General features: G+C 45.1%; 13 protein-coding genes. 10 read left to right on the top strand and 3 right to left on the bottom strand.

Going from position 1 to position 14,872, the window contains the following annotated elements:
* The first annotated feature begins 3 nt into the window (after positions 1-3).
* Positions 4-1,422, top strand: a complete 1,419-nt coding sequence (locus BLQ82_RS08720) for an MDR family MFS transporter (protein WP_244280733.1) — start codon at positions 4-6, stop codon at positions 1,420-1,422.
* Between the two features lie 37 nt (positions 1,423-1,459).
* On the opposite strand, the gene BLQ82_RS08715 is transcribed toward BLQ82_RS08720, so the two are convergent.
* Positions 1,460-2,221 carry a helix-turn-helix domain-containing protein gene (locus BLQ82_RS08715; RefSeq protein ID WP_062528274.1) on the bottom strand — a complete coding sequence of 254 codons (762 nt, stop codon included), beginning with the start codon at positions 2,219-2,221 and terminating at the stop codon, positions 1,460-1,462.
* Between the two features lie 166 nt (positions 2,222-2,387).
* Between BLQ82_RS08715 and BLQ82_RS08710 the strand changes: the two genes are divergently transcribed.
* Positions 2,388-4,157 carry a glycoside hydrolase family 2 protein gene (locus tag BLQ82_RS08710; protein WP_062528275.1) on the top strand — a complete coding sequence of 590 codons (1,770 nt, stop codon included), beginning with the start codon at positions 2,388-2,390 and terminating at the stop codon, positions 4,155-4,157.
* 256 nt (positions 4,158-4,413) lie between these two features.
* Here BLQ82_RS08710 and BLQ82_RS08705 read toward each other — a convergent pair whose 3' ends face one another.
* The gene (locus BLQ82_RS08705) at positions 4,414-4,821 is read right to left on the bottom strand and encodes a winged helix-turn-helix transcriptional regulator (protein ID WP_062528276.1); all 408 of its coding nucleotides are present in this window, start codon (positions 4,819-4,821) and stop codon (positions 4,414-4,416) included.
* A gap of 244 nt (positions 4,822-5,065) precedes the next feature.
* On the opposite strand from BLQ82_RS08705, the gene BLQ82_RS08700 reads away from it, so the two are divergent.
* Complete coding sequence (locus BLQ82_RS08700) at positions 5,066-5,971, top strand: DMT family transporter (RefSeq protein WP_062528277.1); 906 nt, start codon at positions 5,066-5,068, stop codon at positions 5,969-5,971.
* Positions 5,972-5,984: 13 nt separating this feature from the next.
* Here BLQ82_RS08700 and BLQ82_RS33175 read toward each other — a convergent pair whose 3' ends face one another.
* The gene (locus BLQ82_RS33175) at positions 5,985-6,227 is read right to left on the bottom strand and encodes a histidine phosphatase family protein (protein ID WP_074648057.1); all 243 of its coding nucleotides are present in this window, start codon (positions 6,225-6,227) and stop codon (positions 5,985-5,987) included.
* Between the two features lie 94 nt (positions 6,228-6,321).
* Between BLQ82_RS33175 and BLQ82_RS08690 the strand changes: the two genes are divergently transcribed.
* The 7 genes from BLQ82_RS08690 (at position 6,322) to BLQ82_RS08660 (ending at position 14,671) form a co-directional block, all read left to right on the top strand.
* Entirely contained in the window at positions 6,322-7,305 is a 984-nt protein-coding gene (locus BLQ82_RS08690) for an alpha/beta fold hydrolase (RefSeq protein ID WP_062528278.1), read from the top strand.
* A gap of 209 nt (positions 7,306-7,514) precedes the next feature.
* A complete protein-coding gene (locus BLQ82_RS08685; protein ID WP_425281070.1) occupies positions 7,515-8,498 on the top strand; it encodes an alpha/beta hydrolase in 984 nt (327 codons plus the stop codon).
* Positions 8,499-8,655: 157 nt separating this feature from the next.
* The gene (locus BLQ82_RS08680; RefSeq protein ID WP_062528280.1) at positions 8,656-9,339 is read left to right on the top strand and encodes a response regulator transcription factor; all 684 of its coding nucleotides are present in this window, start codon (positions 8,656-8,658) and stop codon (positions 9,337-9,339) included.
* Positions 9,340-10,341: a sensor histidine kinase gene (locus BLQ82_RS08675; RefSeq protein ID WP_062528281.1), complete on the top strand. Its 1,002-nt coding sequence runs from the start codon at positions 9,340-9,342 to the stop codon at positions 10,339-10,341.
* Between the two features lie 101 nt (positions 10,342-10,442).
* A complete protein-coding gene (locus tag BLQ82_RS08670; protein WP_062528282.1) occupies positions 10,443-11,381 on the top strand; it encodes a VanZ family protein in 939 nt (312 codons plus the stop codon).
* A 24-nt stretch (positions 11,382-11,405) separates the two neighbouring features.
* Positions 11,406-12,089 carry an ABC transporter ATP-binding protein gene (locus BLQ82_RS08665; RefSeq protein ID WP_062528283.1) on the top strand — a complete coding sequence of 228 codons (684 nt, stop codon included), beginning with the start codon at positions 11,406-11,408 and terminating at the stop codon, positions 12,087-12,089.
* Positions 12,086-14,671, top strand: a complete 2,586-nt coding sequence (locus tag BLQ82_RS08660) for an ABC transporter permease (protein WP_062528284.1) — start codon at positions 12,086-12,088, stop codon at positions 14,669-14,671. The genes BLQ82_RS08665 and BLQ82_RS08660 overlap by 4 nt, the downstream gene beginning before the upstream one ends.
* Positions 14,672-14,872 lie beyond the last annotated feature (201 nt).

The following is a 14,872-nucleotide window of genomic DNA, read 5'->3' as shown; positions in this document are numbered from 1 at the left end:
AACTTGCAGAAACAAAGCTCCGAAACGCTTGAACCGGCTGAACAGCAGGCGGCCGCGAAGAAAATGATGTGGATTCTAATGGTCGGGATGCTGGCCCCGCTATTCGACACGACGATAACCAATGTTGCTATTGATACGCTGGTTCGGGAATTTAGTACCTCGGTGTCGACAATCCAATGGGTTATGACCAGTTATCTGCTTGCGCTTGGCATGGTCATTCCCATTACGGGCTGGGCGGTGGAGCGATTTGGGGGCAAGCCTATGTGGCTATTTTCACTTGGCATGTTCCTGCTTGGTTCTGTTCTATGCAGCTTGGCGTGGAACGTGGAGAGCCTGATTTTTTTCCGTACTATACAGGGGATCGGCGGGGGATTGCTGATGCCAATTATGCAGACCTTGGGAGTACGCGCCTTCAGAGGGGAAAACATGGGCAAAATGATGGCCACGGTCGGTTTGCCGGCGCTGCTTGGTCCGATTTTGGGACCAGTGCTGGGAGGCCTCATCATTAATCATCTGAGCTGGAGATGGATTTTCCTGGTGAATATTCCGATCTGCATCGTTGCCATCATTATGGCGTGGAAGGGGCTGCCTAATGAAGAGCGCGGAACCCGCACGCTGCGGCTGGACCTGCCGGGACTGATGCTGCTTTCCCCGGCTATCGTTCTCATTATTTACGGTCTTGGAGAAGTAAGCTCCAACCACGGTTTCGGCCATGCCGCTGTTCTCGTTCCCGTTCTAGCGGGATTAGCGCTTTTGGCAGTGTTTGTCGTTTATGCGTTTCGCAAAGGAAAAGAAGCATTGCTTGATGTCAGGCTGTTCCGCGTGCGTTCTTTAGCCGTATCTTCGATTCTGCTCTTTTTATCCGGCCTGACCACCTACGGGGCAATGCTTTTGCTGCCGTTATACTTCCAGCAAGTCCGCGGCGAATCCGTGCTTATATCCGGTCTGCTGCTCGTGCCGCAAGGGATCGGGATGCTGCTGACAAGATCGCTTGCCGGCAAACTAACGGACCAGATTGGTTCGAGGCCCGTTGTTCTTGTAGGCACCATGCTTACCTTGCTTGGAACATGGCCATTTACACAGCTTGGCGCCGATACGAGCTATTATTATTTGAGCGCAGCTTTGATCGTGCGGGGAGCAGGACTGGGGGCTGTGTTTCTGCCGGTCATGGCTTCCGCTTATGTTGGCCTGTCATCAAAACAAATCCCGCATGCCAGCAGCACCACCCGGATTATGCAGCAAATCGGCGGCGCTTTTGGCGCATCGGTTATCGCTATTATTTTGCAGAACGAGTATAATTCGGTCATGTTACATGACCCGGCAGCTGTAGCTGTTGCGTTCGATCATGCATTTATCTGGTCGGTAGCCTTCTCTGCACTGGCACTAATTCCGGCGGCACTTCTGCCGAGAATAAAAAGATAATATTACTGCTATAAAGATATGGGAGAGGAGAAGAAAATTACTGCCCAACGTCAGACCTTTCTCTGTATTCACTTGGAGTTAGTCCTACGAACCTTTTGAATTGCCGCATAAAATGCACATCGTTCTCATAACCGCAAATACCAGAAATATGGCTGATCGCATACGATGTGTTCTTCAGTAAATAGGAGGCATAACCTAGTCTGTTAAGAATGATATCGTTAATTACAGATATGCCAAAGATTTGTTTGTACAGATGCTGAAAATAAGACCGGCTCATATTCATCTTGTCCGCCAAGAACTCGACAGTATACCAAGTAGAAGGAGAACTGAATACTTCATTCCTCAGGTTCAGGAACTGATCATAGTATTTACTAATCTGATTATGTGGCTCCAGATGATTTCGAATATCGCTAAGCTTCATGAACAGGCAACGAATGGTATAGTCGATGATCTCATTTCGGAAGGTTCCGTTCTGCAGATTCTCCCAATGAATATCATTCACTTTTCTGGAAATATAGAAGGGGTCGTAAGCTTTGATTAAGGTATCCAGAGGGAGATTCAGCCGGGCAAAAAAAGCATCTGCAGCCTCCATTTCAAAATGGAACCAGTCATGGACCAGAGGTTGTTCGGCATGCTGGTAGAAATAGGGGCTGTTTTTGTTAAAAATAATAAAGGTATTAGGTTCTACAAACACAGTTTGCGATTGAATCCTAAGCTCCATTTTGCTCCGGAAGAATAAAAAGACGTAATCCCCGGAGCCGTCCGGTCGGTCTACAGTAAAGCCTTCCGGATGAATCACATTATAACCGCACCGCTTTAGATGTATCAGTGATTTCCACTCCTCAAAAGGATAATAGATCAGTCATTGGATAGGATAAATCATTTTCTTTCTCAAAACAAGATAGTAATCTGTGATAGGAAATACAGAGTATACTTCAGTGATCAGAGAGAGGATAGGTGCTAAGATGCCCACAGCAGCTACGAAATTTTATATAAAAAACTATCCGAGGCCCCAATTTATACGGAGCCAGTGGCTGGATCTAAACGGGGAGTGGGATTTCTGTTTCGATGATGAGGAAGCCGGTGTTGCAGAACGCTTTATGGATCATTTTCCGGCCGTACATAAAATAAACGTTCCATTTACTTATGAAACTCAGGCGAGCGGGATCGGAGAAGAGAAATTCCATGCGCAGATCTGGTATCGCAGAAAAGTGACACTTTCTCCAGAGGCGGAAGGGAAACAAACGATCCTGCATTTTGAAGGTGTGGATTATAAAGCCTCCTGCTATGTAAACGGCAGTTTTGCGGGGGAGCATGAGGGGGCGTACGCCCGGTTTTCCTTTAATGTTACCGGCCTGCTTAAGCAAGACGCCGAAAATGAAATTGTACTAAAAGTGAAAGACAGCGACAGCTGTCTGCAGCCCCGGGGCAAGCAGCGCTGGGCCGGACGGAATCATGATTCATTTTATGTGCAGACGACAGGCATCTGGAAAAGCGTCTGGCTCGAACATGTCCATGAAACCTGTCTGGATATGGTAAAAATGACGCCGGACATCGACCGTCAAATGATCCAATTTGACTTCCGCTTTAACGGTACGAAAAACAAAAAGGATCTCCGGCTGGAGGCGGAAATTACATTTAGAGGCGAAACGGTAAGAAAGCTGAGCCTTTCGGTGGACAGAGCCTGGCTGACGGTGGAAACCGGCATGATGAGCGGCATCAACGGACCTTGGCTGCAAAACCTCTGGTCGCCGGGCAATCCCAATCTGTTTGATGTGGAGTTTGTACTGTACGATGGAGACCGGGAAATCGACCGGGTGGGCTCTTATTTCGGCATGCGCAAAATCTCGATCAGAGACGGACAAATCCTGCTGAACAATATTCCCCTATACCAAAGATTGATTCTGGATCAGGGCTACTGGACCGAAAGTCATCTGACGCCTCCATCCGAAGAGGCGCTGATTGAAGATATCGAGGCGATTGCCGAGATGGGCTACAACGGTTTACGCAAGCATATGAAAATTGAAGATGCGCGGTTCTTATACTGGTGTGATGTCAAAGGAATGCTGGTCTGGTCCGAAATGGCGGCCGCTTTTGAATATAACGATGAGGCTGTGGAGCGTTTTACTAAGGAATGGATTGAGGTTGTGCAGCAGCAGTACAATCATCCCTGCATTATTACCTGGGTGCCTTTTAACGAATCCTGGGGCATTCAGAATATTATCCATGACGACCGTCAGCAAAAATTTACGGAAGGTATCTATTATTTGACCAAATCTATCGATCCTTATCGTCCAGTCATCACCAATGATGGATGGGAGCACACCATTTCTGATATTTTAACTCTTCATGATTATGTGGAGCGGGGCGAAGATTTGTACAAAACATACAAGGATAAAGACTCGATTACGGGCAGCAGCGGTACGTACAACGAGTGGAAATTTGCATTCGCCCAAGGCTACAGTTATAAAGGCCAACCGATTATCATCAGCGAGTATGGAGGGATTGCTTTCAAAAGCGGGCATGGCTGGGGATACGGCAATCAGGTGGATAATGAGGAGGCTTTCCTGGAACGGTTTGGCAGCATAACCGGAGCGATTAAAGCCATTCCGTTTATATCCGGCTACTGTTATACGCAGATTACGGACGTGCAGCATGAGGTGAACGGCCTGCTGACCGAAGACCGAAAACCGAAAGTGGCGCTGGAGAAGATCCGGGAGATTAATTTGGGGTAGATAAACAAGAAAGAAAAGTGAGAACAAAATTGATAAAGGGAAGACATAGCATAACGATAAGGTAGGATTAGTGTGATGACGACAAAAAGCAGTCCACCCTTAAGCTAGGGCAGACTGCTTTTGTTCGTATATCTGATGATCCGCGAAAGAGCAAGGCAGCATCGATTCTATCGGAAGTGCCCCGAGCTCTTGGAAGTCACAACCTTACTTAGTTTTGAATTGTATTTTCTCATGACTGGATTTTTAATAAAGTCGTTTAGCCATCGCTTTTGCTATTTTGACCATCCTCTTCAGTATCCTGCGATTGTAAACGAGTATCAACAATTCTATTTTTATAAGTTGCTCCCCAACTCTTCATGGATAAAATGATCGGTTCCAATGTTTTTCCGAATTCAGTCAGCGAATATTCCACTTTAGGTGGTACCTGTTTATATACTTCGCGGTGAATAATGCCATCCCGCTCAAGCTCCCGAAGCTGCAGTGTGAGCATGAACTGTGTAATTCCCGGGTAGAGGCGGCGGAATTCACTAAATCTTTTCGGACCTTCTATGAGGTGATAGAGAATAATACCTTTCCATTTTCCCCCGATAACTTCCAGAGTTGTTTCAACAGGACACCCTTCTGTATTTGGAATCACACTGTTCTTATGTTTACGATCGCTCAAACTCCTTATCCCTCCCAATAGTTCAATAATTGATACTATATAATAAAATTGTGCGTACTTCTCAAACCTATATATATATCCTATTATAAATCCGTGTTATGTTCAATTCATTTGGGCATAGTTCGATCATGGTTGATCGATGGTCAGATATAGAAAATACATGATAAGGAGGTGTAGGTACATCAAAGCAATATGTCTTAATATCTGCAAAGCACAAAATAAACAGAGAGAAGGATGTTGAGTTATGAAGTGGAAAGGGTTATTCATTGGGTTACTTTTCACGGTTTTATATTCTTCGGGAGCCATTATCATGAAAATTGGTCTGCTCTCAGCGTCTCCATTAACATTAGCGACATTACGTTTTCTGATCGCCGGGGTGCTGCTGCTGATCTTTATTTATGGATTTAGAAAAGGGAAATACCCTTTACCTAACAAAAGAGAGTGGGGCGTTTTACTGCTTCTGGGTTTGCTAAATACCTCGTTGTTTGTTGGTCTGGGCAACTTAGCGCTTCAAACCATTTCCGCCGGGATATTCAATCTCTTTCTACCCATAAATCCTTTTGTCTTTGCGCTTTTTTCCCTAATCTTCATGGGGAAAAACATTCGTGCAAAAGAATGGATGGGTATGGCTGTTTCCGCCATAGGTCTATTCATCGCAACCTACCCATTATTGGCGAACAGTCATGCCACCTTAAGCGGCATTTTATTACTTGTTTTGGCGATGGTTTCGATGGCTGTTGGAAGTCTCGTCTTTAAAAAGGCCAATCTTCAGTTGCCTAATCTTGTGATCAACGCGTGGCAGGTATTCATTGGCGGTGTGATTTTATTGATTCCAGCATTTTTCCTTGAGGCTGGAAAGCCGGTCAGTCTGGATGCTCATCTAGTCGAATATCTGATCTGGTCCGTCTTCGGTCTCTCCATATTTAGTATGGGACTCTGGTTTTATTTACTGAAGCAAGATGCCATCAAAGCAAATAACTGGCTGCTTTTAAATCCTGTCATGGGCTATATTCTGGCAGCTATCATATTGGGTGAGCCGATAACCTGGTACGCGATCGCAGCTACCGTTGTCGTGCTTTTCGGATTGTACTTGTCAGGAAATTTCCGCATCAGACAAACGAAGGAAAAGTCGATCGAACAGAAGGTATAATCATTCGAAACCTTTAATTAAAGGAGAATATTAAGGGGCCAAGTTCTTGCCTTATGCCCGTGACAAGAACTTGGTCCCTTTGGAAAACGTCAGCGTGAACGCGTCCTTCCCAAATCCCAAACCCCATTTCCATCAGTGCTTCGGAAGTTTCCAATGGTATATTCCTGTCCCCGCAAATTAAATATAGTGTATGACACCAAATTGTCGCGGGACAAAAACTTGTACCGATTGCCGAAAAACTTTGTTCATGCTCCATTCATATTGCATTCATAGAGAGGACATTTTGGTTTGCTAGACTTGCATTAGGAGCCGCAAGGCCATTGTAGAGATAACAAGAGGAGCTGACGAGTTTGACACAACCCGTAGGAAAGGAAGTAAAGAGTAGTACAAAAACAAAGAGAGTGCTACATATTTTTCTGAAAGTAATCGCCGCAGTAGTTATAGCCATCCTACTGTTTATCGCCATCGTGTATACCGTCAATAAAATCAGCGGTCATTCAGAACAAAAAAGATTGGAACAATACGGTCAGCATGTATCAGTAGAAGGAAAACAGATGAATGTTTCCATTCAAGGTCAAGGTGAAGAAACCGTTGTGATTCTTCCTGGTTATGGAACAGCGGCGCCTGTACTTGATTTTAAGCCACTTATATCAGAGTTAATCCATTATTATAAAGTCGTCGTGATTGAACCTTTTGGTTACGGATTGAGCGATCAAACCCAGAAGGAGCGCAGTATAGCAAATATCGTAGGTGAAATTCATGTAGCGTTGCAAAGTCTCCATATAGATCGTTATATTCTCATGGGTCATTCCATTTCGGGGCTCTATAGTCTGGGTTATGTGAACCAATATCCAGACGAAGTGAGAGCGTTTATCGGGCTGGATAGCAGTGTTCCATCGCTGAGTGAACAGAAGGTTGATTCGTCAGTAACAGAACAGATTAAATGGTTCCGCAACCTGGGCTTCGCCCGTTTACAATTGAAACTGAGTGCTGATCCTTATGAGGGACTGCCCTATGATGAACACACTAAAGAACAATTGAACATTATGATACACAAAAATATGTATAATACAACTCAATTAAATGAGGCAGTGAGCATGTATTCCAACTTTAAGGCAGCAGAACAGCTAACTTTTCCTCCCAATTTACCTGTCCTATTCTTTGTCCAAGCGAATCACCCTGTGACGGACCAATGGATCCCCGAACATGAGAAGCAAATAGCGGAGTCTGTACATGGGGAAATGGTCTTATTGGACGCGGGACATTATTTATATCGTTCCCATCCAAAAGAAATCTCTAAAAAAATAAGGGAATTTACGGACGGAATAAAATAAATAATTGAATTTTTGAGCGTTAATCTGACATTAGGATAATCTGCACATGAAACACATACAGGATTTCCAAAGCTATGTTCGGATGTAACGCCTCCTTTTTTGTGCTTGTTCATATTCCGTTCATAATGCCGTCACGAAGGGGACATCTTGCTTGATTACACTTTAAATATGTCGCCAATGCGGCTCTACAGAAATATGGACAGGAGAAGATGAACGTGACAAAAACGGTGGAAATAAAAAAAACCGGGACCAAAAACCGCAAGAAGCGGAACCTATGGTTAAAAATAATTGGAGGTATTCTCGGGGCGCTTGTGCTGTTCATGGGCATCGTGTTTGTCGTTAATGTAATCAGTAACGGGCTCGAGAAAAAGAAAATTGAATCGTATGGCCAGTATGTCAATGTGGATGAAAAAAAAATGAATGTGCTCATTCAAGGCAGTGGCGAACAGACTGTCGTCCTCCTTCCAGGGCAAGGAACCCCGTCGCCTGCGCTTGATTTCAAATTGTTGATCGATGAATTGTCTCCGAATTACAAAGTCGTAGCGATCGAACCTTTCGGTTATGGGTTAAGCGACAAAACCGAGAAGGAAAGAACAACAGCGAATATCGTCAGCGAAATTCACGAAGCTGTGCAGCAGCTGGGTATTGACCATTACGTTCTGATGGGACATTCCATCACAGGACTTTACGGAGTGTCCTATGTGAATGCCTATCCGGATGAAGTTCTTGCTTTTGTCGGCATCGATAGCAGCGTTCCTAATCAACCCGGCATGGATGTCAAATTGCCTTTGAAATCCATGCAGTTTCTTCAAAAATCAGGCCTGATGAGATTGTTCCAAAAAGTAAGCGGAGATCCATATAAGTCGCTTGCATTCGATGAGCATACCAAAGAACAGATGCGTTTGATTTCGAATCAAGTCGCGGTCAATTCAACGATGATGGATGAGCTCAGACACCTCGGTTCCAATTTCAAAAATGGGGAACATCTCACCTACCCTCATGAATTGCCGTTGCTTCTCTTCGTGCAAGCGAATAACGAGGACATTAAGCAATGGATTCCGCTGCATGAGGAGCAGGTCAAACAATCCGCACAGGGCAAAATGATCCCGATGGATGGTTCCCATTACCTGCATCATACGAAATTCAAGGAAATCGCCGAAGCATTCAAAGCGTTCATGAAGCAAATCCACTAGTATGATTGAACTGCGGTGCCGAACTCGGTGCCGTGGTTTCTTTGTTTTGCCTGGAATTGTAGAAAATAAAGCAGGCTAACTTAGCTGCGAAAGTTTATACTTACATTGGAGAGAAGCGTAATAAAACTTTAAAATCAATCGTAAGGATGATCTGCACATGAACATTTTATTAGTCGAAGATGATAAGACGATCGCATCGGGTCTCGAATATTCGCTGCAGCAGGATGGTTATCCAACCGTTCTCTGCCATGATGTGGCCTCAGCCAAAAAGGTGCTCGCCGAAGACATCGATCAGTTCGCTTTATGCTTGTTCGACTTACAGCTTCCGGACGGAAGCGGCTATGAATTGTGTAAGATGGTGAAAGAGCGGCGGGACATTCCGGTTATCTTTTTAACGGTAATCGACGATGAGGTCAATGTCGTGATGGGGCTTGACATGGGAGCCGACGATTATATTACAAAGCCTTTTCGGGTTCGTGAGCTGCTCTCCCGGATCAAATCCGTCCTGCGGAGATACCAGAAGCCGCCCTACACCATATCGGTCATAGACATCGGCAATGTCCGAATCAATACTCTTGAAGGCAAAGTGCATAAAAACGGCGCCGAAATTTCGTTGACCGCATTAGAGTATCGCTTATTGCTGATCTTTGGCAGCCACATTGGACAGGTTCTCACAAGGAATCAGCTTCTGGAGCAAATCTGGGACGTGGCCGGAGACTTCGTGAACGACAATACGTTAACGGTTTATATCAAAAGGCTCAGGGAAAAGCTGGAGGATGATCCAGGGCATCCGGTTTTGATCAAAACGATACGCGGTTTAGGCTATAAGGCCGGTGATTAGATGCTGCGTAACCGGGAAATTCAGATTTTATTGCTCATCATGGGCTCGATTAGCTTAACGGCGATCATTGTGGCTGCTATCATTTCGTCTGTCGCGGCGGTGTTCGTTACCATTGTATCCATTCTGCTTATTGGCAGCAGTTTATTATTCATGAGATGGAGATACCGCGAGCTAGAGAAGCTGTCCGTCTATTTGCGGGATATTAGCAACGGTAATGATTCCCTTGACGTCCGTGATAATCAAGAAGGCGAGCTTAGCATTCTAAAAAATGATATTTACAAAGTGACGCTCATGTTATCGGAGCACAGGTCGTTATTGCACCGGGACAAACTTCAACTGACAGATGCCATATCCGATATATCGCATCAGCTCAAAACGCCGCTCACCTCCATGAAGGTTATGGCGGATTTGTTAAGCTCCCCTGACCTGCCTCCTGCCAAAAGAACGGAGTTCACCCATCATATCCGTATTCAGCTTGAACGCATCGATTGGCTTGTTTCTTCCTTATTAAAACTATCGAAAATGGACGCGAAGACTATCCAATTCAAAAAAGATCGAATCCCCGTGAAAAACCTTATCCAGAAGGCATTAGAGCCGGTTATGATTCCGATGGATATTAAGGAACAAACGGTTTCCATCGCGGGCGATGATGACGTCGCTTTTGCCGGCGATTTCAATTGGACTGTCGAAGCGGTCATCAATATTTTGAAAAACGGCGTGGAGCACACGCATGAAGGCGGAGCAATCACCATCACCTTTTCCGAAAACACGTTATTTACCGAAATCGTCATTGCTGACAACGGAAAAGGCATTCCGAAAGAGGATTTGCCTTATATTTTCAAACGTTTTTATAAAGGAAAAAACGCCGGAGAAGGGAGCATCGGCATAGGACTTGCGATGGCTCACAGCATCATTGCCAGCCAGAATGGAGTGATCGATGTGACGAGCGAGAGCGGGAAGGGGACGCAGTTTCGGATTAAATTTTATAAGCAAGTGATTTAGCGGCACTCCGAAAGTGACTGAATTGTCACCTCCATCGTCACTTGAAAGTCATTTTAGACAGATAAAATGATATTCATCAGCTAAACTATGGAGGTATGACAATGCATTTGAAGCAACAGCGGAAGATTATTTTTACCATTACCCTATTCTATACCCTTTTTATTATTTATTTTATGTTTCTCGCTTTCGGCAGAGCAGGTACTGTAGAGTACAATACCGAATACACCTTTATTTTTTTACCGGACGATTTTTTTAGGCTGCCGGGCCTATCGGATCTTCTACACCCTACAGTGATGGATCTTGTGGGTTTTGGGAACATCGCAGCTTTCATCCCTTTTGGCATATTGATTCCGTTGTTATACCGGACCAGCTTTATTCGATTCATGACATTGTTTATCCTTTCCATACTTGTACTGGAGACCCTTCAGGCATTAACTTTGCTCGGCAGCTTTGATATGAATGACGTTATTCAGAACTCATTGGGCGCAGCAGTCGGATTCGGGGCGTACAAATTTGGCTTTCGCACAAAAAATGTATGGAGAAATATTGCTGCTGCGGGCATTTCCATTGTTGTCCTTATGATCGGGATTTGGGGAAGCTTCGGGCTGGTTGACAAAGCGCTCACCAAAGAAAAAGGCCCCTTTGTGGCGATAAACGAATTGAAAGACAGCACCGGAAATCCTTCGGCGGGGACCAAACGATACCGTCTCAAAATTGGCGGCCAAGACGTAGAACCCCAATATAATGTGTATAGCGCCGAAGGCAAAAACAAGAAAACGTACAAATATACGTTAGACAATAAGGAGGAGATGTATTTCTCCTTGAATTATGGAATTCCCGATCAAAAGGATTTGCATGGCAGCATCAGCGTTGCCGTCGATGGACATGAGTTCCTGTCCGCAGCTGCAGATTATCTACGCCATGAGTCGTATATGTCTGAAATTTTTCTCCAACAGGCAAATGAGCTTACGATAACCATTGAGGGAAATATAGCCATGTGGGATGTTGGACTTAGAGAGATGAAATATTTCTGGAACTGAGCATCAGGGCAAGGAGTTATGACCATGGAAATTTTAAGAATCGAACATTTATCTAAAATATACGGCACAGGCGAATCGGCGGTGAAGGCGCTTGACGAGGTTTCTTTTTCGGTCCAAAAAGGCGAATTCCTTGCGATTATCGGCCCGTCCGGTTCGGGGAAATCGACGCTTCTCCATATGCTGGGCGGCGTGGACCGGCCGTCTGGGGGTAAAGTTTTTGTTGAGGATACGGACATGTATGCTTTGAACGAAACGCAGCTGGCCATCTTCAGGCGCAGGCAAATCGGCCTGATCTACCAGTTTTTTAATCTGATTCCCGTTCTGACGGTAGAGGAGAATATGACGCTGCCGCTCTTGCTGGATAAACAAAAGGTAGATCAAAAGCAGCTGGATGGCCTTGTGCATACGCTCCATTTGCAGCATCGATTAAACCACCTGCCCAATCAGTTATCCGGCGGACAGCAGCAGCGGGTCTCGATTGGCAGAGCGCTCATCGGCAATCCTGCGATCATGCTGGCAGACGAACCGACCGGGAATTTGGACAGCAAGAATAGCAGCGAGATCGTCGATCTATTAAAAATGTTGAATAAAACCTATCATCAGACGCTGATCGTGATTACGCATGACGAACGGATCGCCTTGCAAGCCGACAGGATCATTTCGATTGAAGACGGGAGGATTGCCAAAGACGAGGTGATCCGGCGATGAACATTGTCAATACACTAACCCTCCGGCATCTGAAGCAAAATAAAAAACGAACGTTATTAACCATCATCGGCGTCATCATTTCGGTTGCCATGGTGACTGCTGTCGCTACGCTTGTTTTTTCCTTTTCTGATTTGATGATCAGACAAACCATTGCGGATACAGGGGAGTGGCATGTCCAATATCAAGATGTAACCAAAGAACAGCTCGCGGCGATACAGGGCGATGACGCAGCCCAAACCGTTGCGATCTCAAGAGATCTTGGCTATGCCCCATTAGAAGGGGGACAGAATCCTAATAAACCGTACTTGTTCATCAAGGAATATAATGCACAAGGTTTCACGCAATTTCCAATTGAATTAAGCAAGGGGCGTCTTCCGCACACGGACAAGGAAATCGTTATGTCTGAAGCCGTTGCAACGAACGCCAAAATGAAGGTTGAAATCGGCGATCGTCTAACCCTTCGTGTAGGTGAACGATTCGAGCAAGGGGGGGGCAATCCCTTGGATCAGACTGAATCGCTGCGTAGGAAAGACGGCATATTGACCGAAACATTGCAGCATTTAATGACAAAGGATTATACGGTGGTGGGCTTCATCAAACCTCCCGAAGGGGAAACAGCTTGGGCCCCGGGTTATACGGTCCTTAGCTATATCGATGAAAACATCATCGTTGCAAACGATCGGGTCAATGCGGCGGTGGTCTTGCAGAAAGTTAATCCGTCCTTGTTCGCTCATGCGGAAAATTTGGCGAAGAGGAACCATATCGAGACAGTCCAATATAATAACGATTTGCTTCATTATTACGGCTTGTCCAAAAGCAAAGCCTCGTACAGCATGATGTACTCCTTAGCGGTGATTCTGATGGCGGTCATTATGATCGGCTCGGTTTCGCTCATCTATAATGCTTTTGCGATATCCGTCTCGGAACGTTCCCGCCATTTAGGGATGCTCGCGAGCGTGGGGGCTACGAAAAGGCAGAAGAGGAATTCAGTGCTTTTTGAAGGAGCCGTCATTGGCTTGATCGGCATTCCCATTGGGATCCTGTGCGGACTTGCCGGAATTGGGATCATCTTTAGGTTCATGAACCCGATGATTCAAGAAGCATTATGGACCCATAAACAGATGAGACTCATCGTCACGCCGTTATCGCTCTTCATTGTCTGTGTTGTCTCGATGTTGACGATATTCATTTCGACGTATCTCCCGGCGATCAGAGCTTCCAAGTTATCTGCCATGGACGCGATTCGCCAAACAACCGACTTAAAGCTTACGGCCAAAGACGTAAAAACGTCAAATTTCATTCGCAAGCTCTTCGGCATTGAAGCGGAAATCGGGCTGAAAAATTTAAAAAGGAACAAACGGAGATATCATGCCATCGTATTTTCGCTCGTCATCAGCATCGTTTTGTTTTTAACGGTATCGTTTTTTACCACCGGCATGAAACAATCCCTGGATCTGTCGCAGGAAGGCGTCAATTACGATATTGAAGTATCGTACAGCAATGGAAAAAGAATAGACGACCGGCTGCTACAATCGATTGTCTCCCTGGATGGCGTAAAGGAATACAACGTGATTCACGAGCTGTCTAAGAACGCTTGGGTTGATGAAGCGTTCATCGCCGATGAATTGCAAGAGAAGGTTAAGAACGATAAGAGTTTACTGCAAGACGGAAAATATCCTTACGAAATTAAGATCCATGCATTGAACGATCCGAGTCTGCAAGCCTATGCCAAAGCGGTCGGCGCAGATTACGAACAGCTCACGGATCCGGATCATCCCGCCGCGATCGTGATGGATACGATCCATTACAAAGATATGGATACGGGAAAATATGTCCGGACGAAGGCCATGTATACGAATGTCGGCCAAAGCATCGAATTAATGAATTTCTATAATGGGAGAAAAGCGGAAATAAATAAAGTTTCCGTTGCCGCTTTGACGGATCAAGCTCCTATGGGGATGAACACGATAGGAGTAGGCGGGTTAAATATCATCGTTTCGGAGCGCGTCATGAATCGATTGGCAGACGACGAGGACATAGCTAGCGTTCAGACATACCTCCATTTGAAAAGTACGGAACCGATGACAACTCAGCAGGAAATCGAAGAGATGCATGAGACCAATCTGAATGCCACCAATTCATATCAATCCAGAAAAAGCGAAGAACAACAGATTCTATTGATGTCTGTCTTTTCTTATGGTTTTATCGTATTGATTTCAGCGATTTCCATTGCGAACATTTTTAATACGGTCTCAACGGGCATATCCCTTCGAAAACGGGAATTTGCGATGCTGAAATCCGTTGGCATGACCCCAAAAGGCTTTGCGAAAATGATGAACTATGAAAGTATTTTTTATGGAGTCAAGTCGCTGCTCTTCGGGCTCCCCGTCAGTTTCGTCGTGATGTATCTGATCTATAGGGCATTTGCCAACAAATTCAGCTACGGGTTCACCCTCCCTTGGATGAGCATTCTTTCGGCTATTGTTGCCGTATTTGTCATTGTCGGTTCCGCGATTGTATATTCCGGCGCAAAAGTAAAAAAGGAAAACATTATTGATGCATTAAAGAAAGAGTATTTATGATAGGCCATCGGCCCTAAACAGAATGTATGATTGGGGAGATATTTATGTTCGTAAAGCATGCCTTTATAGCCTCAGAGCAAACCACCCGTTTGACGGGTGGTTTTGATTTTATCAGTATAATTACTCTATCAATTGATTACTGTTGTCCAAATTTATAAAATGGAATAAATAGAGAGGATAGTTCGATACTACCAACATGAA

This window comes from Paenibacillus jilunlii (genome assembly GCF_900102965.1).
Taxonomy (GTDB): Bacteria; Bacillota; Bacilli; order Paenibacillales; family Paenibacillaceae; genus Paenibacillus_AQ; species Paenibacillus_AQ jilunlii.
The sequence above is the reverse complement of the archived record's forward strand: the minus strand, read 5'-3'. Positions and strand labels throughout refer to the sequence as shown.

Coding starts and splice junctions, on each gene's coding strand:
- BLQ82_RS08700 (WP_062528277.1), top strand. CDS start 5,066: ATGAAGTGGAAAGGGTTATTCATTGGGTTACTTTTCACGGTTTTATAT.
- BLQ82_RS08665 (WP_062528283.1), top strand. CDS start 11,406: ATGGAAATTTTAAGAATCGAACATTTATCTAAAATATACGGCACAGGC.
- BLQ82_RS08670 (WP_062528282.1), top strand. CDS start 10,443: ATGCATTTGAAGCAACAGCGGAAGATTATTTTTACCATTACCCTATTC.
- BLQ82_RS08660 (WP_062528284.1), top strand. CDS start 12,086: ATGAACATTGTCAATACACTAACCCTCCGGCATCTGAAGCAAAATAAA.
- BLQ82_RS08685 (WP_425281070.1), top strand. CDS start 7,515: ATGAACGTGACAAAAACGGTGGAAATAAAAAAAACCGGGACCAAAAAC.
- BLQ82_RS33175 (WP_074648057.1), bottom strand. CDS start 6,227: ATGGAGCATGAACAAAGTTTTTCGGCAATCGGTACAAGTTTTTGTCCC.
- BLQ82_RS08675 (WP_062528281.1), top strand. CDS start 9,340: ATGCTGCGTAACCGGGAAATTCAGATTTTATTGCTCATCATGGGCTCG.
- BLQ82_RS08680 (WP_062528280.1), top strand. CDS start 8,656: ATGAACATTTTATTAGTCGAAGATGATAAGACGATCGCATCGGGTCTC.
- BLQ82_RS08710 (WP_062528275.1), top strand. CDS start 2,388: ATGCCCACAGCAGCTACGAAATTTTATATAAAAAACTATCCGAGGCCC.